Genomic DNA, 22,522 nt, shown 5'->3' on the forward strand with positions numbered 1-22,522 from the left:
TTTTTTATTTAAGTATATTTATACTAATTTGATAATACTCCAATGTCAGTTCTGTAATGCATTCCTTCAAATTTTATCTTTTCTATGTTTTCATAAACTTTTTTACTAGCTTCTTCAAGTGAGTTTCCTTTTGCGCTAATTCCTATAACTCGCCCACCATTAGTAACTAATTTATTATTTATTATTTTAGTTCCACTATGGAATATAACTATATCTTCATCCACTTTATCAAGGCCTGTTATAACCTTACCTTTTTCGTAACTTTCAGGATAACCACCTGATGTTAACATCACACATACTGCATTTTTTTCATCATACTTTATATGAATTTCATTTAGTCTATTTTCTAAAATAGCTTCTATTATTTCAATTAAATCTGTTTCCAATCTTAAAAGTACTGATTGTGTTTCAGGATCGCCAAATCTAACATTATATTCTAATACCTTTGGTCCATCCTCTGTTATCATTAGTCCTATAAATAAAATACCTTTATAGTCTAAGTTATCATCTTTAAATCCTTTTAATGTCTTATCTAAAACTTCTTTTTTTACTATATGAGATAATTGCTCATCGTATATATTACTTGGAGAGAATGTCCCCATTCCTCCTGTGTTAGGTCCTTCTTCATTGTTATAGACTTTTTTATGATCTTTAGCACTTTCCATAGGTACTATAGTATTATTGTCAACAAACGCTAGTATAGATGTCTCTATTCCTTTTAAAAACTCTTCAATAACTATTTTTTCTCCAGCTATCCCAAATTTTTTGTTACTCATCATTTCTCTTAAAGCTTTTATACCTTCTTCTTTATCCTTTGCTATTACAACACCTTTACCTGCCGCTAAACCATCTGCTTTTATAACTACCGGATATCCAAATGAATCAATTTCATTTATAGCTTCATCTAAGTCCATGTATTCTTTATATTTTGCAGTTGGAATATCATGTTTGATCATAAACTCTTTTGAAAAAGCTTTACTACCTTCTAACATTGAGCACTTTTTATTCGGCCCAAATATCCTTAAGTTTTCTTTTTCAAACTTATCTACTATTCCATCTACTAATGGAACTTCTGGTCCAACTATAGTTAAATCAATTTTATTTTCTTTAGCAAATTTATATAAATTATCAATATCATTATCTTTTATACTTAAACACTGAGCTATTTCACTTATTCCTGCATTACCAGGAGCACAATAAATCTCGTTACCCTTTTTTCCTTTTAACAAACTATAGCAAATCGCATGCTCTCTTCCACCTGATCCTACAACTAAAATCTTCATGTATTTACCTCCTAGTGTTTAAAGTGTCTTATTCCTGTAAACACCATAACCATATCATTTTCATTACAAGCATCTATTGAATCTTGGTCCTTTATAGATCCTCCAGGCTGAACTATAGATTTTATTTTATAATCATTAGCTAACTTCACACAGTCATCAAACGGGAAAAATGCATCTGATGCTAATACTGCGCCTTCAAAGTTTTTATCTTGGTTATTTTCTAAAGCATTTTTTAATGCCCATATTCTTGAAGTTTGACCGCATCCAAGAGCTAGTGTCTGTCCATCTTTTACTATAGCTATTGCATTAGACTTCATGTTTTTAACTATCTTCATTCCAAATTCCATATCTTTTAATATTTGTTCATCTGCTATCTCATTTGTAACACAGTTGTATTCATTAGCTAATTTTTCATCTCTATCCTGAACTAGTAATTTGCCATCTAAGTATTTAAGGTCAAATCCTTGAAGACTATTTTCTATATTTGATAATTTTAATACTCTTAAGTTTTTCTTTTGAGTTAAAACTTCAAGTGCTTCTTTTGTGAAATCATAAGCTACTACTATTTCTAAAAATATTTCATTTAATTTTTTAGCTGTTTCTACATCTACTACAGATGTAAATCCTACAATTCCCCCAAATATAGATACTTTGTCTGCCTCATAACATTTTGTGTAAGCCTCAAAGCTATTTTTAGCTACTGCTACTCCACATGGATTTGTATGCTTTATAGCTACGCAAGCTACTTGTTCACTGTCTTTAAACTCTCTCATTATTTCTAAACATCCATGTAGGTCATTTATGTTATTAAAAGAAAGTTCTTTACCATTTAGCTGTTCATAATTTAATATTGGATTTTTTGCATTAGACTGTTTATATAATACTGCTCCTTGATGAGGATTTTCTCCGTATCTTAGAGCATCTTCTTTTTGGAATGTCATTGTTAGACTTTCAGGGAACTTATCTCCTAATTGCTCTCTGAAATAGTTTGATATTAATGCATCATATCTAGCAGTTGTTGAAAATGCTTTATATGCTAGTTTTTTTCTATCTTCTAATGATACTTCCCCAGCTTTTAAGCTTTCTATTATAGAATCGTAGTCTTTTGTATCAACTACTATTAAAACATCTTTATAATTTTTAGCTGCTGAACGTATCATAGATGGTCCACCTATATCTATATTCTCTATCATTACATCATGAGATTTGTTATCTTTTAAATTTCCTTCAAAATCATATAAATTTACTACTACTAAATCTATTGCTCCTATTTTATGCTCATTAACTGTATTAACATGTTTTTCATTATCTCTTTTGTATAATATTCCTCCATGTATATATGGATTTAATGTTTTAACTCTTCCATCCAATATCTCAGGAAAGTTTGTAACTTCATCTATTTGTATAACTTTTAACCCTTCTTCTTTCAGAGTTTTAAATGTATTTCCTGTTGATATTACTTCATACCCTAATTCATTTAAGCTTCTTGCAAACTCTACTACACCACTTTTATCCGTTACACTTATTAATGCTCTTTTAGTCATTTACAATTACTCCCCTTCCATTTACAGTTAACTTATTATCACAATATAGTCTTACACTTTCTTTAAGTATCTCGTGCTCCACTGCTAGTACCCTCTCAGATAAACTCTGTGGGGTATCATCAACCTTAACCTCTACACTTTTTTGCATTATTATTGGACCTGTATCTGCTCCCTCATCTACAAAATGCACAGTAGCTCCACTTAACTTTACACCATAACTTATTACAGATTCATGAACTTTCTTACCATAATATCCTTCTCCACAAAATGCAGGAATTAATGATGGGTGTATATTTATTATTTTATTTCTGAAAGCTTCTACAAATTTAGGGCTTATAATTTTTAAATACCCTGCTAAAACAACTAAATCAATATTTTCTTTATTTAGTAAATCTATTATTTTTTCATCTTCTTTTTCTACAAAAGTTTTGATATTGTGTTTTGTTGCTCTTTCTAATCCATAAACATTATCCTTATTAGAGATAACTAATTTAACAATTCCATTTATATATCCACTTTCACATCCATCTATAATACTTTGTAAATTGCTTCCTCCTCCAGATATTAAAACAGCAATATTTAGCATAGCTTTACTCCTTCATGGGTATCTACAACTTTTCCAATTATATATGATTGTTTTTCACTTTCATTTAAATAGCTAACTATTTCCTCTGCTTTATCTGAATCTACTACTATTGCAAGTCCTATACCCATGTTGAAACTTTTATGAAGCTCAACTTCATCTATTGCATTAAACTTTTCTATCATTTTAAATATAGCTGGTTTTTCCCAAGAATTTTTTTCTATATCTATACCTAATCCATTCGGTATAACTCTAGGTATATTTTCTATAACACCTCCACCTGTTATGTGTGCTATAGCTTTTAACTCGTATTTTTTTATTAAATCCATAACAAGTTTCACGTATATCTTTGTCGGAATAAGAAGCGCCTCTCCTAAAGTCATTTCTAATTCTTCTATATAATCAGTTAGTTCATACTTATATTCTTCTAGAAATATTTTTCTTATAAATGAATATCCATTACTGTGTATTCCGCTTGATGATATTCCTATCAATGTATCTCCAGAGTTAACATATTGACCACTTATTATTTTAGATTTATCTGCTATTCCTACTGAAAAACCTGCTAAATCATAATCATCTTCTGAATACATACCAGGCATCTCAGCTGTCTCTCCTCCGATAAGAGCACATTCTGCCATCTTACATCCTTCAACTATTCCAGATACTATATCATCTATTTTTTCAGGAATTAATTTTCCAGTAGCTATATAATCTAAGAAAAACAGTGGCTTAGCTCCTTGGCATATAAGATCATTGACACACATGGCTACTAAATCTATACCTACAGTATTATGAATATCCATCATTTGAGCTAGTTTTAATTTTGTTCCAACTCCATCTGTAGAAGACAGCAGTACAGGTTCATCCATATTTATAAAATCTTTTAAACTATATAAACCACTAAAGTTTCCTAAATCTCCTATAACATTTTTATCATATGTTCCTTTTATCTTATCTTTTATAAGATTTACAGCTCTATTTCCTTCATCTATATCTACACCTGAAGCTCTATATGTTAACATGATATTAGTTCCCCCTCATCAATTTTTTCAACAGGATACTTTCCATCAAAACATGCTTTGCAGAAAGTTGTTTTATCTTCCGCTGCTTCTAAAGTTCCTTTTATGCTTAAAAACTTTAGTGTATCGCAACCTATATAATCTCTTATCTGATCCAAATTATTTTTAGATGCTATTAAATTAGATCTATGCGGAGTATCTATACCGTAATAACATGAATGTGTTACTTGTGGTGACGTTATTCTTAAATGAATTTCTTTTGCTCCTGCATCTTTTAATGATTTAACAATTTGCTTAGATGTTGTTCCTCTTACTACAGAGTCATCTACTAAAACTATTGATTTACCTTTTACTACATTGCTTAAAGGGTTTAATTTTATTTTAACTCCTATTTCTCGTTCTTTTTGAGTAGGCTTTATGAATGTTCTTCCCACATATCTATTTTTTACTAATCCTTCTGTAAGTTTAACTCCACTAGCATTTGAATATCCTATTGCTCCAGCCCATCCTGAGTCTGGAACGGGTACTACTATATCAGCTTTTATTTTTTCGTCTTTAGCTAAAATTTCTCCACATTTAACTCTAAACTCATATACGTTTACATTATCTATAGTTGCATCATTTCTTGCAAAGTATATATGTTCGAATATGCAACTTGATTTAACAGGCTTATAATTTTCTCTATAATGATAAGAAGTTAATTTATTGTCTTTTATAACTACTATCTCTCCAGGTTCAATATCTCTAATAACTTCTCCACCTAAAATATTTATTGCACAATCTTCTGATGCTACTATATACATATCATCTTTTTTTCCTAATAATAATGGTCTAAACCCATGAGGATCTCTAACTGCTACAAGTTCATTTTCACTACTTGATACAACTAATGAATATGCACCTTTTATATAGTCCATTGTTATTTTTAAACTTTCAACTATATCACCTTTATAGTATCTAGCTAATATACAAAGGATAGCTTCTGTGTCCGAATCTGATTGAAGCATATACCCTTCTTCTTCTAACATATTTCTTAAATAATTTGCATTAACAAGATTTCCATTGTGAGCTATTGATAACTGTCTTTTTCTACATCTTCCTACAAGTGGCTGGCAATTGTCTAAACTGCTGCCTCCTGCAGTTGAATATCTTACGTGTCCTATTCCTATATTTCCTTTTAGCTTTTCTAACTCACTAGATTTAAAAACATCACCCACAAGACCCATGTCTTTTTTATGGTTTATTTGACCATCATTTAAAACAGATATTCCACAGCTCTCTTGACCTCTATGTTGTATCGAGTATAACGCATAATACAATTCTTTAGATATATCTCTATCTGAGTATATTCCTACTACACCGCACATTTAAATATCCCCCTGATTAATTTTCTATCCTAGCCAAAACCTCTGTATACCCTTCAACCAAATCACCTAAATCTCTTCTAAATCTATCTTTATCAAACTTCTCATTTGTATCTACATCCCATAATCTACAAGTATCTGGTGATATTTCATCTGCCAGTATTATATTTCCATTTTCATCTTTCCCAAACTCTAATTTAAAATCTACTAACTTAAAGTTTAACTTTAAGAAAAATTTCTTCATTATTTCATTTATTTTTAAAGTTTCTTGTTTTAAAAATGCTATTTCCTCTCTAGTTGCAAGTTTCATAGCAACTGCATGATCATCATTTAGCATCGGATCTCCATAATCATCATTTTTGTAAGATAGTTCAAATATAGGTTCATCTAGTACAATACCTTCTTCTATTCCATATCTCTTACAAAATGATCCAGCAGTTATATTTCTTACAATTACTTCAAGTGGTAATATTTCAACCTTTTTAACTATCATTTCTCTATCTGATACACCTTTTATGAAATGTGTACTTATACCTTCTTTTTCTAACATCTCAAACATAACTGTACAAATCTTGTTATTTAAAATTCCTTTTGAGTTTATTGAAGCTTTCTTTTCTCCATTAAAAGCTGTTGCATCATCTTTATAATAAACTAGATACTCATTTTCATTTTCTGTACTAAATATTTGTTTTGCTTTTCCTTCGTATAATAACATTTCAATTACCCCCTTAAGTTTTTATCATCGTCTAATACTTTTTGTTCCATTTGTTCTCTATAAGCTTTCAATTGTTCTTTTATATTTGGATATTTTATACTCATTATTTGTGCTGCCATTAATGCTGCATTTATTCCTGAATCTATAGTTACAGTAGCTACTGGTATACCTTGTGGCATTTGAACTATTGAAAGAAGAGAATCTAACCCATCCATTGTAGATGATTTTATTGGTAATCCTACTACAGGTATTAAAGTATGTGATGCTATTACTCCTGGTAAATGTGCCGCTTTTCCTGCAGCTGCTATTATTACATCTGTATCATTTTCAATTTCGTTTAAAAAAGTTGTTAATTGCTTAGGTGTTCTATGTGCTGATAGTGCTCTTGCTACAACTTTTATTCCGAACATTTCTAAAAGCTCTATTCCTTTTTCTAACTTTGGATAATCTGACTTTGAACCCATAACTACTGCTACTTTCATCATAATCCTCCCTATTTTTACGTATATATATTTTTTTGTTTTTTTGAATATACGTTATATATAACGAACTTTATATTTAAATAATATACTATTATACGTATATTATCAACCTTATTTTTAATTTTGTTCGGATTTTTATTTAAAGCTCAAAAAGGAGCAATCCATTTCTAGATTGCTCCTTTTTTATGTTTAATTATCCGAAATACTTATTTAACTTTTTAGTTACATCAAACCCTAAATCAGCGCCTATTATTAATCCAAATACAATAGCATAAACTAAATCAATAAACCAAAATATTATAGATTTCTTTTTAATACTATCCAAAATATCACTTCCTATTAAGTTTATAGTTTAATTGTACTACTATTAATTCAACACTTCTACTCATTCATTATATCTTTTATTTTACCTGTATTAACATTAACCTCAAACCATCCACTTGTAGCAACATGGCTTTCTTCTTCATTTGTAATAACATCATATGCATGTATTGTGTATATATCTTTAGATTTGCTATCTACTTCTACAAAATTAGGTATATACATATTTTTTTCTTTCATATATTTTTTAACCAAATCAACAGCTTCCTTTTCTGTTAACTTTTCAGTTTTACTTTCTTTATTTTCATATACTACTTCTTTTGCACTTTTTTCAACTGAATTTAAGTTTTTATCTGAAGTACTAGCATATCCAATTATTAAAAAACCTGATATAAATATACTAGTTATCAAAACTCCATATAGTTTCATCTTTAGCCCTCCATCTTACAAAATTTACTATCTAATATGATTTACATATTTATGAATTTCATTCAAAATTCTATCAATTTGTAAAATTACAACTTTATATGAAAAATAATTATTTTGTTTTAAGATAAATTAAAGTGGTATTTATTTACTATAATTAAAAATAAATTTTATACTTAGGAGATGAATTAAAGATGAAATCTTTAAAAGGAACTAAAACTGCACAAAATTTAATGAATGCTTTTGCTGGAGAATCTCAAGCAAAAAATAAATATCAATTTTATGCTAAAATAGCTAGAAAAGAAGGATATGTTCAAATAGGTGATATATTTGATGAAACTGCTCATAACGAAGAAATGCATGCTAAGATATTCTTTAGATATTTATTAAATGACTTTACTGGAAATGATGTTCAAGTAACAGGTTCTTATGGTGTTGGAATGGGTTCTACTTTAGAAAATCTAAAAGGTGCTGCAAAAGGCGAAGATGAAGAAGATACAATGTATTTAAAATTTGCTGAAGAAGCTAGAGAAGAAGGTTTTGAAGAAATAGCATCTTCATTCACTCATATACATTCAATTGAAGCTCATCATAGAGATAGATTCTTAAGATTAGCTAAAAATATAGAAGAAAATATAGTATTCGAAAAACCAGAAGTTCATGAGTGGGTATGTACAGTATGTGGATATGTTCATGTAGGAACTGAAGCTCCACAAGTATGTCCAGCATGTAAACATCCTCAAGGATATTATGAAATAAAAGCTGATAACTTCTAAAGTCTAAAGCTAAGTATAAAAAAGGGTTAAGTACATATATGTATATGTGTTTAACCTTTTTTTATATAAAATAAAAATGCTGAGATCAATTGTAAAATCAATCTCAGCATTTAATTTATCCGATCATTTTAATTATAATTTATAATAATACAAACTTTAGTATAAACATTATTGATAATAATATTAGTGATATATTAACTTCTTTTTTCTTTCCTGTAGCTAGTTTTAATATTGTAAATGATATTATTCCGAATATAATACCATCTGCTATACTATAAGCTAAAGGCATCATTGCAAATGTTAAAAATGCTGGTATTGCATTTGTAAAATCGCTAAAGTCTATTTCAAGTAATGAACTAGCCATCATAACACCTACTAATATAAGTACTGGCGCCGTAGCTTGTGGAGGTATTGATGTAAATATTGGAGCAAAGAATAACGATAGTAAGAATAATATTCCTGTCGTTACTGCTGTTAATCCAGTTCTTCCTCCTTCTCCTATACCAGCTGCACTTTCAATATATGCTGTAACTGTTGAAGTTCCTAATAAAGATCCTGTAGTAGTTGCTATTGCATCTGCAAATAATGCTTCTTTAGCCTTTGGTAATTTTCCGTTTTCATCTAACATATTACCTTTTGATGCTACTCCTACTAAACATCCTACTGTATCAAATAAGTCAACAAATAAGAATGTAAATACTACTACTAGCATATCTAAACTAAATATTTGATCAACTGGAACTGAAAATGCTTGTAAAAATACTGGCTTAAGTGATGGAACTGATGAAACTAAAGCATGTGGTAGTTGAACTAATCCCGCTATAATTCCTATAGCTGTAGTTACTACCATAGCTAATAAAAATGTACCTTTAACATTTCTTGAAAGTAAAACTGCCGCTATTACTAGACCTAATATAGCTAATACTACTGTTGGACTTTGCATATTACCAAGTTGTAATATTGCACCTCCACCTTGCACTATTCCTGCATTTACTAATCCTATAAATGCTATATATAATCCTATACCTGCCGTAACTGCATGTTTTAAAACTCCAGGTATACAATCTATAATCTTTTCTCTTACATTAGTTAATGTCAATAATATAAATATTACTCCTTCTATTAAAACTGCACATAATGCAAATTGCCAACTATATCCCATTTGTAAAACTACTGTGTATGCGAAGAATGCATTAAGTCCCATACCTGGCGCTAAAGCAATTGGATAATTTGCTAAAAATCCCATTATGCAACTTCCTATAAATGCTGCTATTGCAGTTGCTGCAAATACAGCATCTTTATCCATACCAGCATCTCCTAATATACTAGGATTTACAACTAGTATATATGCCATTGTCATAAATGTTGTCATTCCTGCTATAACTTCTGTTTTTACGTTCGTGTTATTCTCTGTTAATTTGAAAACTCTATCTAACATAGATTTCTTATTATTTGAAGTTTGCGCTGCTTGCATATCCTTCCTCCTTATTTTATAAAATATAATTATGATTTCGTTCGTCTTTTAACTTATCTTACATGTTAATTATATAATATAGTTCGGTTTTAAGCAATAGAAATTACGAATATTTTTATATTTTTTAGTTTTTTTATTCGTTTTTATTATTTGTACAAAAATAAGTTACCTCAAGATACAACATACTTAACTGTATTCTCTATAAAAGTAACTTATTTTTATATAAAGTATTTATTTTTCTTCTATAAACTCTTCTTTTACTTCATTTATTTTTATTTCTTCTTCACTTAAACCTCTATTATATTTTTTAATAAATACAATTAGTAGAACAACAGATGCAATAAAATATAACGTACTAGCTATATAATATGCCTTTCCGTATCCAGTATCTGTTTTTAATAAAGAGTATCTAGCAAATAAACCTGCAAATATACCTACTATAGAATTTGATATAAGTATAACTGAACTATATGCAGGAGCTAAATTTTTAGGAACAAATGTAAGTGGCAATGATTGTTGAATAGGGTTTGAAGCATTTGCAAGTCCTGATCTTAAGAATAATACACTTCCTATTATCCAAGCTATATTTCCTCCAAATATAGTTCCATTTGCCATTATTAACATAAGCGGTATACATAATATCATGGATAATGATATTGTTACGATTGATCCTAATTTCTTTTCTAAATACGGTGCTGCTAAAAATCCTAATACCATAGCTACTGTCTGGAATGTTATTATTGTTGATACGGTACCTCTACTTATATGTAAGAAATTGTTTAAATATATTGGGAAGTAAGGAGTTATTAAAAGAGCTCCAAATCTTATAGTACTAAATATTACAACCCACATTATTATATATTTATTACAAAATACTTTTAAACTAAATTTATTTTCAGCTTTTCTAGCTGCAATTTCTTCTTCAGTTTCTCTATAATCTTCTACTTTTTCTCTTAAGAAGAATAGACATCCTAAAGCTAGAACTGCAAATACAATTGCTATCCATAATGCAAATTCATATGAATTAATATAATAACTCATTTGTGTAGAAGTTAATTTGCTTGCATTCTCTGATAAAGCAGATGCTTTATCATAACTTATACCTAGATATTTACTAAACTTCCAAACAACTATTTTACCATTTAAAAATGTTAATATTGATTGACTGATTAAGTTGCAATACATTACTCTTGAAAACATTGAAATTCTTTTTTCTTTAGGTGTGTATGATGTGAACATTAAAGGATATATAAAGTCAAATAAACCTGCACCTACATTAACTAATATGTTAGCTACTAAGATTACTTTACCATTACTACTGTATATACAAGATAATAATGCCCCTATTAAAACAACTGGTGCAAATACTATTATCTTTTTATACCCTAACTTATGCACTAATAAAAGCATCATAGCCATTATAAATGTTCCTATTGATGTGTACATAGGTAAAGCTTTAACAACATCGGGTACAGTTAAATTCAAGTAAGATATATAAGAGTCATTGGTTATACCTGTAACGGCTCCCATAAAAATGTAACTAATAATGAAAATTGCACAATTATACTTCCATCTTTTGTCCCAATTCTTATCATTGCTAGTAACAAAACCTACTAATCTTTCTTCCATACAAGTTCCCCCTTGAGCGTTTTTTTTAATTATACACCTTTTTTGAAAACGTTTACCTATATTTTGTTTACATAATTATTACATATAAAAAATATAAAAACTATTTTTTAAACTGTTTAACACATCAAAATTTATGTTTTATTTTAAAAATACAGAAAATTAAAAACTAATAAAAATTTTATAAAATACACAAATATTTTTCTGAAACGCACTGTTCCTCTACCTTTAAGCTATATAATTCATATTTTCATCATATTTAAACAAAATTCAAACTTTTTTAAAATAATAAAAATAAATAAAAAAAAAAGATATATAAATATAAATATTTACATATCTTTTTCATTTTATAATAATCCAAATTTTAGTATGAATACTATACTAAGTATAATTAAAGACAGTTTTGCTTGGTCTTTCTTCCCACTAGCTAACTTTAAAAATGTATATGATATGATTCCGAACATAATACCATCTGCAACACTGTATGATAAAGGCATCATTACAAATGTTATAAATGCTGGTATTGCATCTGTAAAATCATTAAAGTTAATTCTTAATATTGAACTTGCCATTAAGAATCCTACAAGTATAAGTATCGGAGCTGTAGCTTGAGGTGGTATAGAAACAAATAATGGAGCAAAAAATAATGAAATTAAGAATAAAATTCCAGTAATTACTGCTGTTAATCCTGTTCTTCCTCCAACTGCTATTCCAGATCCACTTTCAACTGTTGTAGCTAGCGTTGATGTTCCTAATACTGAAGATATAGTAGTTGAAACAGATTCTGCTAATAATGCTTTTTTTACATTAGGCATATTTCCATTTTCATCTAATAAATTAGCCTTATCTGCAATTCCTAATAAAAATCCTATTGAGTCAAACATATTAACAAATAATAATGTAAGAACTATTACTAACATATCTAAGCTAAATATTTGGCTTTTACCTACATCAAATGCTTTCATAAATACAGGCTGTATTGATGGAGGTAAGTCTATCACTCCTGTTGGCATAGGAACTATTGAAAATACCATCCCAATTACAGATGTAATTACTATAGATATTAAAAATGCTCCATTCACATTTTTTATTAATAAAGTTGCAGCTATCATTAATCCTATTATAGATAATAATACAACTGGTGACTTAACATTTCCTAATGATATTATAGCTCCACCTTGTTGAACAATACCTGCATTAACAAGTCCTATAAATGTTATAAACAATCCAATTCCTGCCGTTATAGCATGTTTTAAGACATCTGGCATACACTCTATTATCTTTTCACGAACATTAGTTACTGTTAATAAAATAAATATAATACCTTCGATAAACATAGCACATAGTGCAAATTGCCAAGTATATCCCATACCTAAAACTACTGTATATGTAAAGAACGCATTTATTCCCATACTAGGAGCTAATATTATAGGATAATTAGCTAAGAATCCCATTATTATACATCCTATTGCCGAAGCTATTGCAGTTGCTGTAAAAACAGCGCCCTTATCCATACCAGCTTCACCTAATATAGTAGGATTTACAACTAATATATAAGCAATTGTCATAAATGTTGTTATTCCTGCTAATACTTCTGTTTTTACATTTGTGTTATTTTCACTTAGTTTAAAAACTTTCTCTAATAATCCATTATTAGAGCCTTTAACACTTGAATTTTGCATATTTTCCTCCATTGATGCTAAGTTTTTTGTGATAAAATCCTTATAAAAAAATAAAAAGCATAAGCTTTTTATTTTTTTATAATTTATTGTAAGTGTTTGAATAAACTGGTTTTATTCCCATTCTATAGTTCCTGGAGGCTTACTAGTGATATCGTAAACTACTCTATTTGCTCCATCAACTTCATTTACAATTCTATTAGATATTTTTTCTAATACATCGTAAGGCATTTTGTACCAATCAGAAGTCATTCCATCAGAAGAAGTAACAGCTCTTATACCTACTAAATAAGCATAAGTTCTTTCATCTCCCATAACTCCAACAGTTTTTACATCTGGTAAAGTTGCGAATGCTTGCCATATTTCACTATATAAACCAGCTTTTTTAAGCTCGTCCATATATATAGCGTCTGCTTCTCTTAATATATCACATCTCTCTTTAGTTACTTCACCTATAACTCTTATTCCAAGACCTGGTCCTGGGAATGGATGTCTATATATTAAATCATAATCTATTCCAAGTTCTAATCCTATTTTTCTAACTTCATCTTTAAATAATTCTCTTAAAGGTTCAACTATTTCAAATTCTATATCTTCAGGTATTCCACCAACATTATGATGTGATTTTATTGTAGCTGATTCTCCAAGTCCACTTTCTACAACGTCAGGATATATAGTTCCTTGAGCTAAGAAATCCATTTTTCCTAATTTATTAGACTCTTCTTCAAATACTCTTATAAACTCTTCACCTATTATTTTTCTCTTAGCTTCAGGTTCTGTTACACCTTTTAATTTAGATAAGAATCTATCTTCACAATTTACTCTTATTAAGTTCATATCAAACTTATCTCTAAATATTCTTTCAACATCATCACCTTCATTTTTTCTAAGTAATCCATGATCTACGAATACACAAGTTAAGTTATCTCCTATAGCTTTATGAACAAGTACAGCTGCAACTGATGAATCTACTCCACCACTTAAAGCACAAAGTACTTTCTTATCTCCTATAGTTTCTTTTAATTCTTTTATCTTTTCTTCTATAAATGAATCTGTTGTCCAATCTCCAGTTACTTCACATACATTATATAAGAAGTTTCTTAAAACTTTATCTCCTTCTAAGCAATGTTCAACTTCTGGATGGAATTGAACTCCGTATAATTTCTTTTCTGGGTGATGCATTGCAGCTACTGGACAATCCTCAGTATATGCAGCAACTTCAAATCCTTCAGGAAGAACATCTATTAAATCTGTATGACTCATCCAAACAGTATTAGTAGAAATTCCTTCAAATATGTTTGAAGCGTTATATGTTATAGAAGTTTTTCCATATTCTTTTTCACTATTATTTCCTCTTCTTACATTACCACCTAATAAGTGAGCCATTAACTGAACTCCATAACATATTCCAAGTATAGGTACTCCTATTTCGAATATTTCTTTAGTTATCTTTGGAGACTCTTCTAAGTATGCACTGTTAGGTCCTCCTGTAAAGATTATTCCTTTTGGATTTTTAGCTTTTATTACTTCTATATCTGTAGTATGTGGTAATATTTCACAATATACGTTATTTTCTCTAACTCTTCTTGCTATTAATTGGTTGTATTGACCACCAAAATCTATTACTAAAACTATTTCATGTTGTTTTTTCATTCTTATACCTCCCCTTGAGTGCTGTAATTTGGCGCTTCTTTAGTTATAGTTATATCATGTGGGTGACTTTCTTTTAATGAAGCAGCTGTTATTTTTATAAACTCAGCATTTTCCATTAAGTCTTTAATTGTAGCGGCACCACAGTATCCCATACCAGCTCTTATTCCACCTATCATTTGGTAAACTATATCTTCAGCTTTACCTTTATATGCAACCATTCCTTCAACACCTTCAGGAACTAATTTTTTAGCATCATTTTGGAAGTATCTATCCTTAGATCCTTTTTCCATAGCTCCGATAGATCCCATTCCTCTATATGTTTTATATGATCTTCCTCTATATAGAACTGTTTCCCCAGGACTTTCTTCTGTTCCTGCAAACATAGATCCCATCATACATATTGATGCTCCAGCAGCTAATGCTTTTACTATATCTCCAGAGAATTTTAATCCCCCATCAGCAATTACTGGTACTCCATACTTATGTCCAACTTCTGCACAGTCCATAACTGCTGTTACTTGTGGAACACCTATACCTGCAACAACTCTTGTTGTACATATAGACCCTGGTCCTATTCCTACTTTTACACAGTCAGCTCCAGCTTTTATTAAATCTTCTGTAGCTTTTGCAGTTGCAACATTTCCAGCTATAACTTGTAAGTTTGGATATTTTTCTTTTACTTGTTTAAGAGCATTTATAACACCCATAGAGTGTCCATGTGCACTGTCTAGTACAACTACATCAACATTAGCTTTAACTAATGCAGCAACTCTATCCATTAAGTCAGCACTTATTCCAAGAGCAGCTCCACATAATAATCTTCCTTGAGAATCTTTTGCAGAGTTTGGATATTGTATCTTCTTCTCTATATCTTTTATTGTTATTAATCCTTTTAAGTTTCCTTCTGCATCAACTATAGGTAATTTCTCTATCTTATGTTTCTTTAATATTTGTTGAGCTTCAGTTAAGTTTATTCCTTCTCTTGCTGTAACAAGATTTTCTTTAGTCATAACATCTTCTACTTTTTTAGTAAAATCAGCTTCAAACTTTATATCTCTATTTGTTATTATTCCGATTAATTTATTATTATCATCTACTATTGGTACACCCGATATTTTATATCTTGCCATTATATCATCAGCATCTTGTATTGTATGGTCTTTTGTTAAGAAGAATGGGTCTACGATAACACCACTCTCGCTTCTTTTTACTTTATCAACTTCTAAAGCTTGTGCTTCTATAGACATGTTTTTGTGTATTATTCCTATACCACCTTGTCTTGCCATTGAAATAGCCATTTTCGATTCAGTAACTGTATCCATACCTGCACTCATTAGAGGTATATTTAATTTAATGCTCTTTGTTAATTGTGTTTGTGTGCAAACATCTTTAGGTAACACTTCTGATCTTTGTGGAACTAAAAGTACATCATCAAATGTTAATCCTTCTTTTAATATTTTTGCCATATCGGTTGCCCCCTTCGTTATTTTATATATATTTTTTTACTATTTATTATTTTTTATATAATCAGTTGTTTTTATACTGTTTCTACCCTAAAACTTTAATTTCCTTAAAAATGGGTACAAAAAAACCTGTATAATAACTTCATTTTATAAGTGAAATTACTATACAGGTTCTCAAAACTCTTTTAACTTGTAGCTAACCTATAGGGAATATGCTCAGCCTATAGATTTACTTTATTAATGATAGAGTTTTGTCTATAATAATTTCACTCATAGTCAGAGTATTTTCGGTACTCCGGTAGAAACTCTCAGACCATATTTCTGAGTATATATGAGTGATTTTTTATTTATGATTTTGTATACAATGTTGTATGAGTTGTTTATTAATTTATCAAATTTTCTTACTTGTGTCAACAATTTTAAAAAAATTTATTTTTTATTGAGCAATTTATGCTATCATATACAAATTTTATGGATATATTAGCATTTTTAGCTATATTTTTACACTCTTCATACTCTGGAGTAACTTTTATAATTTTATTTTTGTAATACCCAATTTTAACTGTTACTTCTCCATATTCGCAATTTATTTTTTCAAACTTTCTTGATAAGGTTTTTCTTTTATACTCCTTATACCTAATTCCAAAGGTACTAGTTTCCATCAATATAATTTCATTAAATTTATCTAAATCCTTTTTTTCACATAATATAGACAGTTTTATCGCTGGTCTATTTTTTTTCATATGTATACTTTCAGTGTATATATCAAGCGCTCCTTCTTCTATGACCTTATCATATAAATATGAAAATATCTCTGACGACATATCATCTATATTACAACTTATTTCATATATTACTTCTTCTTTTTTTTTATACCTACTATAGTTCTTAACATATTTGGTATTTCAAATTTCTTATGTCCTATCCCATATCCAATTTGATTAACTTCAAATTCTAATTTATCTATAAACTCGCTACATAATGTTTTTATTATAGCTGCCCCTGTAGGTGTAGTACACTCTCCTTCTACACTATTTAGTCTAACTGGTACTCCTCTTAATATTTCAATAGTTGCAGGTGCTGGCACTGGCATAATCCCATGATCACATTTCACAAATCCAGATCCAACTGGAACACAACTAGAGTACACTTTATCTATATTTAATAAATCTATTAATATAGAACATCCAACAATATCTACAATAGAATCTATTGCTCCAACCTCATGAAAATGAATTTTATCTATAGTTGTCCCATGAACTTTAGCTTCTGCTTCTCCTACCGTCATAAATATCTTTTTAGCTCTATCTTTTATTCTATCGTTTAAATTAGATTTATCAATAATATCAAAAATATCTACTAAATGTCTGTGTGCATTAGATTCTTTAGCTATTACATTAACCTTTGTTCCAACTATACCACTTTCATTTTTAGAATCTATTTCTATACTAAATTCATTATTTAAATTTAATTTCTTTAATTCCTCTAAAAAAATTTCTTTAGGTACCCCTAAGTTTAATAAACTCGCAATAGTCATATCTCCAGATATACCATTTACTATGTCAAAATACAAAATTCTCTCTTCCATGTGAATACCTTCTTTCATATTTTAGTCTAATTTATTTATTGTAGCCGCTAGATACCCAGCCCCAAATCCATTATCTATGTTAACTACAGATATGCCTGATGCACAACTATTTAGCATCGTTAATAAAGCTGAAAGACCATTAAAATTAGCACCATATCCAACTGATGTAGGTACAGCTATAACAGGAACATCTACTAAACCTCCTACCACACTTGGTAAAGCACCTTCCATCCCAGCTACAACTATCAATACTCTAGCATCTCTAATTATATTCATTTTATTTAGTAATCTATGTATACCTGCAACTCCTACATCATAAACTCTCTCAACATCATTGCCTAGAAATGTTGCAGTATAATATGCTTCATCTGCAACCGAAATATCAGATGTTCCACCTGTAACAACTACAATCTTTCCTTTTCCTATATTATCTATAGGTTTATTTTGAATCTTTAATATTCTAGATAAGTCTTCATATTCACAATGCGGATATAAAGATTTAATTTTTTCATATGTTTCTTTTCTACATCTAGTTCCTAATATATTCGAACCTTTTTCACTCATCTTTTTTATAATTCCCAATATATGTTCATCACTTTTACCTTCACAGTAAATAACTTCCGGATACCCATTTCTTATTTGTCTATGATGATCTATATTTGCATATCCAATATCCTCATAAGGTAAATCTTTAAGTTTTTCCATTGCTATATCTATATCTATATCATTATTTTTAACTTGCTCTAATAAACCTCTAATATCCATAAGTACCCCCCACTATTCTAAGTTGTTAATATTAATTTTAACACAGTAAGCATACCTTTTCCATCTAGTAAACTTCATAAAAAAAGAATAAAGTATAAAATATACTTTATTCTAATAATTAATATCATTATACAATTTTAATTATATATATTTAATCCATTCCAATACATTATGCTGTTAAAAAATGTATTATCCTTTGAAAAATTACATACAACTGAGTTAATCCGTATCTATTTAAAATAAATATTAACATTGAACAAAAAATTAATATAAAACCAATTATTAAAACACTTCTCTTGTTTTTTTCCATGTGTCCCCCTTTTATAAAAGTAAACTAAGTGTATACTTAGCTTACTTTTATTTTATTTTTATCTATTTAATAAATCCAACTTGTAAATTATTTAAATTTATAACTCTATCCGCTGAATCTGAAACATCTTTATCATGTGTAACACAAACTATTGTTTTCCCAGATTTTTTGATATCTTTGAAAATCTCAATAACTTCTCTTTTATTCTTTTCATCTAAATTCCCAGTGGGTTCGTCAGCTAAAACTAATTCATATGGTTTTAGCATCATCCTTGCAATTGCAACTTTTTGTTGCTCTCCTCCACTCAAATAACAAACTCTTTTATTTAAATAGCTATTATTTAATCTAACTTTTTCCATAACTTCTTCTATATCTTTTTTAGTTAACTCTTTGTTGTATTTTTTAGATATTTTAATGTTATCTTCCACTGTTTCATCTTGCATTAATAAAAAATCTTGAAATATATAGCCAAAAAAATTTCTTCTAAGTTCTAATATGTCTTTTCGAGAAAACTTTGTTTTCCCACACAAATTTACTTCTCCATTATCTGCTTTATCTAATAACCCAATAATATTTAATAATGTAGTTTTCCCTACACCACTTTCTCCAATTATACATACAAATTCATTCTTTTTTATAGATAGTGACACATTTGATAAAACTACTCTTTCATCAAAACTTTTATTAATATTAGTTAATTTTATCATTTTAACTCTCCTTTAATTAACTTAATCTCACTTTTACGTATTAAAGTATTATTTACCATTTTTGTTGTAACAATGTCTATAACTAACATAGATATAATAAGTATAACTATAAAAACATCTATTTCTTTATAGACAATAGTCATAAGTAAAAATGCTAAAGTATATATATACGTATTTGATAAAAGTAAATCTTTGTAAGTATCTATAAAGTTATATCCATATAAAGATTTTATAACTATTTTTGAGATATAAGATTTATAGTAAACATACGTTATAACTACAATTAACGTAATTAACACTAAAGATATAACTATAATATTTAATGTTAATCTATCTATTTTATCCTCTATATCACTAATTTGCTGTCCTTTTTTATCATAAACCGATGTAATTGCATTTAATTCATTAGCATTATACTTTTGCGTAATATTTTTAACTTCTTCTAATGCGCTATATTCATTTGCTGATTCTAGAAACATGTACGCTCCTAAAGTTGATGCTAAAAGTGAATTATCTACATTTTCAGTGTACACAGTAACTAATGGGTCTTTAATATTATTAAGATAATCTCCACTATATGTATCATACGTAAAATAAAATTTATTATTTTCTACATAAATTAAGTTTATTTTTAATTCATCAATTTTCTTTTTACTTAATTCTTGATACCTAGCATTTTTGTACATATTATATACATATATCTTTTGGAAGTAAAACCATTCTCTATATGATTTTTCTATATCTTTCTCATATTTTTTAAATTTTTGCGGAACCAATACATTTAAAACATCACTATTATTATCTATCTTATCAATAACATTTTTTTTATCAGAGAAAGTTTTTACCGAATTTCTCTTTAAGTAATTTTTATCCACCATTATATTTCTTCCATCAGGTGAATATAAATCTTTTTCATCTTTAACATTTTTTTTATAATTATAATCTATATTTTTATTTTCAGAATTTATAAGTGGTGTATGTTCAAAATTAAGTGAATTAATTATAAAAATCTTATCTAACTTGCTTAATTCTTTATAAACTTTTAATACTTTTTCATTAATCTCGTCATCTATATCTAGATGCTCCTCATCAACATAATACATTCCCTCTATATTATATAAATTTTTAGTATCTTTCCATAAATTTAAACTTTCTTCATTATCCTTAAGCATATACATTTGATATGATAAATTTTTAAATGATAAAATTATTAATAATAATAGACAAAATTTTGATAAATTAGCAATAAACCTTATCTTTGAAAGTCTTCTTTTTTCATTTTTATTATTCAAGTTGATAAAAGATACTGAAAATAAAATAATAGAAAATAAAAGTAACAATAACACCATAAATAAATTTAACACAATTATCATAGGAATAAATTCTGATAAAATACTAGTTAATTCACAAATGTATATAATTCCAATCATAATTAAACTACATAAAAGTGTAGTTATAAATAGCGTCTTATACAAAGTTTTATTTAAAATACAATATATTCTTATCTTTGAATATCCCCATAGCTTATAAATCAAGTATTTCTTTTTATTGTTTAAATAGTTAAAAAGAATTATTAAAGTAAAAACAAAAATTAATAATGTAAATACAGATAAAAAATCAGCATCCATATATTTAATTATCTTGTTAAAAGAAACTCCACTACCTTCATATTCTGATCCTAAATCATCATAAAGTTTTCCATAACTAGTAAATTTTTTTGAAAATTCAAGGATAATATTTTTATCCTTTGTATCAAAATAAAATAAATTTTTAAATCCAACATTATAAATCTCATCAAAATCATGTACTTTTACATCTTTTTTTAATAAAAGGTTAGGTATAAGTAAGATTTCTTTATAATCATCTTTCATAGTAGAATATATATCTATTTTATTATTGCTTAAAAAACTATACTGTGAAATTTCAACATCTTTACTTTTAGAAAAGTTTATAATTTTATTCAAAAACTTTTGGTCTATTACACTTGTCTCATTAAAGCGGAATACAACTCTTGTTTTATCAAATAGTAAATTATCAATTAAGTTTTTATTAATATGTATAAAAGAAAATATATTCATTAATACAGTCAGAATAATGATCACTAAAACTGATTTCTTTTTCAAATACCTAACCTCCTTTACAAATTATTTATGCTTATTTAGTTGCTCCAAAAACTCTATTTCCATATAATGTTTGGTAATTCCAATGAGAAATAGCTGTATTTCGTTTACTAGCCAATCCACTTCTTAGAGGTATCCCATTATCACTCACAGATGAAGATCTATGCTCTTTACTACCATGATAAAAATTAGCTCTAAATGATTTACCATTACCGCTCCACGTAGCCCCAATCCTCCTGAGACAGAAACTTTATTACACTGTATATCATTAGCTCTATCGCTTCTAAGCATTGAAAAATTTTCATTTTGCATAGTTGGGCTATGTACCTCTATTCCAACTTCTTCTTAAGGCTCAATGATTGTAGAATCATCAAAAGATGCCGTAGGTTCAACTAATAAAACTGTTGCTAATGTTAAAAATACAAATTTTTTACTCTTTTCATAAAATAAAACCTACCAATGAAATATATAATGTAAAAATTTTACAATTCTCATTATTACATTGTATACAAATAAATTTCAACATAATTCAACATTCAAATTATTTCATAATTCGACATTATAGATTTTCATCGTGAAAATCTATCAATCTCAATTGTAGTAATATTCTATCCTTACCTC

At 28.2% G+C, this 22,522-nt stretch carries 19 protein-coding genes, 1 pseudogene and 1 riboswitch; of the genes and pseudogenes, 1 reads left to right on the forward strand and 19 read right to left on the reverse strand.

The genetic code is table 11. From position 1 onward, the window contains the following. Positions 1 to 23 precede the first annotated feature (23 nt). The 9 genes from purD to RWY47_RS14995 all read right to left on the reverse strand — a co-directional run bounded on the left by purD (position 24) and on the right by RWY47_RS14995 (position 7,743). Positions 24 to 1,283, reverse strand: a complete 1,260-nt coding sequence (gene purD, locus RWY47_RS14955) for a phosphoribosylamine--glycine ligase (RefSeq protein WP_150841864.1) — start codon at positions 1,281 to 1,283, stop codon at positions 24 to 26. An 11-nt stretch (positions 1,284 to 1,294) separates the two neighbouring features. Continuing rightward, positions 1,295 to 2,827 carry a bifunctional phosphoribosylaminoimidazolecarboxamide formyltransferase/IMP cyclohydrolase gene (purH, locus tag RWY47_RS14960; RefSeq protein ID WP_150841863.1) on the reverse strand — a complete coding sequence of 511 codons (1,533 nt, stop codon included), beginning with the start codon at positions 2,825 to 2,827 and terminating at the stop codon, positions 1,295 to 1,297. Further along, on the reverse strand, positions 2,820 to 3,413 hold the full coding sequence (gene purN / locus RWY47_RS14965) for a phosphoribosylglycinamide formyltransferase (protein WP_150841862.1): 594 nt from the start codon (positions 3,411 to 3,413) through the stop codon (positions 2,820 to 2,822). Before purN ends, purH begins: the two co-directional genes overlap by 8 nt. After that, positions 3,407 to 4,435 (reverse strand): phosphoribosylformylglycinamidine cyclo-ligase, encoded by a 1,029-nt coding sequence (purM, locus tag RWY47_RS14970; protein WP_150841861.1) that lies wholly within the window; start codon positions 4,433 to 4,435, stop codon positions 3,407 to 3,409. The genes purN and purM overlap by 7 nt, the downstream gene beginning before the upstream one ends. After that, complete coding sequence (purF, locus tag RWY47_RS14975) at positions 4,429 to 5,799, reverse strand: amidophosphoribosyltransferase (RefSeq protein WP_150841860.1); 1,371 nt, start codon at positions 5,797 to 5,799, stop codon at positions 4,429 to 4,431. Before purF ends, purM begins: the two co-directional genes overlap by 7 nt. A 16-nt stretch (positions 5,800 to 5,815) precedes the next feature. Then, positions 5,816 to 6,511 (reverse strand): phosphoribosylaminoimidazolesuccinocarboxamide synthase, encoded by a 696-nt coding sequence (purC, locus tag RWY47_RS14980; protein WP_021428354.1) that lies wholly within the window; start codon positions 6,509 to 6,511, stop codon positions 5,816 to 5,818. A 5-nt stretch (positions 6,512 to 6,516) separates the two neighbouring features. After that, positions 6,517 to 6,993, reverse strand: coding sequence for a 5-(carboxyamino)imidazole ribonucleotide mutase (gene purE / locus RWY47_RS14985; RefSeq protein ID WP_224170815.1), 477 nt, complete (start codon positions 6,991 to 6,993; stop codon positions 6,517 to 6,519). Between the two features lie 193 nt (positions 6,994 to 7,186). Next, positions 7,187 to 7,318, reverse strand: coding sequence for a hypothetical protein (locus RWY47_RS14990; protein WP_021431614.1), 132 nt, complete (start codon positions 7,316 to 7,318; stop codon positions 7,187 to 7,189). Positions 7,319 to 7,374: 56 nt separating this feature from the next. Beyond that, positions 7,375 to 7,743: a hypothetical protein gene (locus tag RWY47_RS14995; RefSeq protein ID WP_025161348.1), complete on the reverse strand. Its 369-nt coding sequence runs from the start codon at positions 7,741 to 7,743 to the stop codon at positions 7,375 to 7,377. 191 nt (positions 7,744 to 7,934) lie between these two features. Here RWY47_RS14995 and rbr point away from each other — a divergent pair, with 191 nt between their 5' ends. Continuing rightward, positions 7,935 to 8,516, forward strand: a complete 582-nt coding sequence (gene rbr, locus RWY47_RS15000) for a rubrerythrin (RefSeq protein WP_021428250.1) — start codon at positions 7,935 to 7,937, stop codon at positions 8,514 to 8,516. 139 nt (positions 8,517 to 8,655) lie between these two features. Here the strand turns inward: rbr and RWY47_RS15005 are convergent, their stop codons facing one another. From RWY47_RS15005 to RWY47_RS15050, 10 genes and pseudogenes are all read right to left on the reverse strand, one after another. Then, the gene (locus RWY47_RS15005) at positions 8,656 to 9,990 is read right to left on the reverse strand and encodes an NCS2 family permease (RefSeq protein ID WP_025161349.1); all 1,335 of its coding nucleotides are present in this window, start codon (positions 9,988 to 9,990) and stop codon (positions 8,656 to 8,658) included. A 231-nt stretch (positions 9,991 to 10,221) separates the two neighbouring features. Then, complete coding sequence (locus RWY47_RS15010) at positions 10,222 to 11,619, reverse strand: MFS transporter (protein ID WP_224170814.1); 1,398 nt, start codon at positions 11,617 to 11,619, stop codon at positions 10,222 to 10,224. Positions 11,620 to 11,963: 344 nt separating this feature from the next. Then, complete coding sequence (locus RWY47_RS15015; protein ID WP_025161351.1) at positions 11,964 to 13,298, reverse strand: NCS2 family permease; 1,335 nt, start codon at positions 13,296 to 13,298, stop codon at positions 11,964 to 11,966. A gap of 111 nt (positions 13,299 to 13,409) precedes the next feature. Then, entirely contained in the window at positions 13,410 to 14,948 is a 1,539-nt protein-coding gene (guaA, locus tag RWY47_RS15020) for a glutamine-hydrolyzing GMP synthase (RefSeq protein WP_021428293.1), read from the reverse strand. Between the two features lie 2 nt (positions 14,949 to 14,950). Beyond that, complete coding sequence (gene guaB, locus RWY47_RS15025) at positions 14,951 to 16,414, reverse strand: IMP dehydrogenase (protein WP_021428322.1); 1,464 nt, start codon at positions 16,412 to 16,414, stop codon at positions 14,951 to 14,953. A gap of 250 nt (positions 16,415 to 16,664) precedes the next feature. Then, a riboswitch (purine riboswitch) is annotated at positions 16,665 to 16,766 on the reverse strand. A 64-nt stretch (positions 16,767 to 16,830) separates the two neighbouring features. Further along, positions 16,831 to 18,017 (reverse strand): annotated as a pseudogene (larC, locus tag RWY47_RS15030) (nickel pincer cofactor biosynthesis protein LarC). Positions 18,018 to 18,020: 3 nt separating this feature from the next. After that, complete coding sequence (gene larB / locus RWY47_RS15035) at positions 18,021 to 18,764, reverse strand: nickel pincer cofactor biosynthesis protein LarB (RefSeq protein WP_142729644.1); 744 nt, start codon at positions 18,762 to 18,764, stop codon at positions 18,021 to 18,023. Between the two features lie 169 nt (positions 18,765 to 18,933). Then, a complete protein-coding gene (locus tag RWY47_RS15040; protein ID WP_167402736.1) occupies positions 18,934 to 19,074 on the reverse strand; it encodes a hypothetical protein in 141 nt (46 codons plus the stop codon). 62 nt (positions 19,075 to 19,136) lie between these two features. After that, positions 19,137 to 19,781, reverse strand: coding sequence for an ABC transporter ATP-binding protein (locus RWY47_RS15045; RefSeq protein WP_224170813.1), 645 nt, complete (start codon positions 19,779 to 19,781; stop codon positions 19,137 to 19,139). Further along, the gene (locus tag RWY47_RS15050) at positions 19,778 to 21,904 is read right to left on the reverse strand and encodes a DUF1430 domain-containing protein (protein ID WP_224170812.1); all 2,127 of its coding nucleotides are present in this window, start codon (positions 21,902 to 21,904) and stop codon (positions 19,778 to 19,780) included. The genes RWY47_RS15045 and RWY47_RS15050 overlap by 4 nt, the downstream gene beginning before the upstream one ends. Positions 21,905 to 22,522 lie beyond the last annotated feature (618 nt).

It is taken from the genome of Paraclostridium sp. MRS3W1 (assembly GCF_032465715.1).
In the GTDB taxonomy this organism is placed as follows: Bacteria; Bacillota; Clostridia; order Peptostreptococcales; family Peptostreptococcaceae; genus Paraclostridium; species Paraclostridium dentum.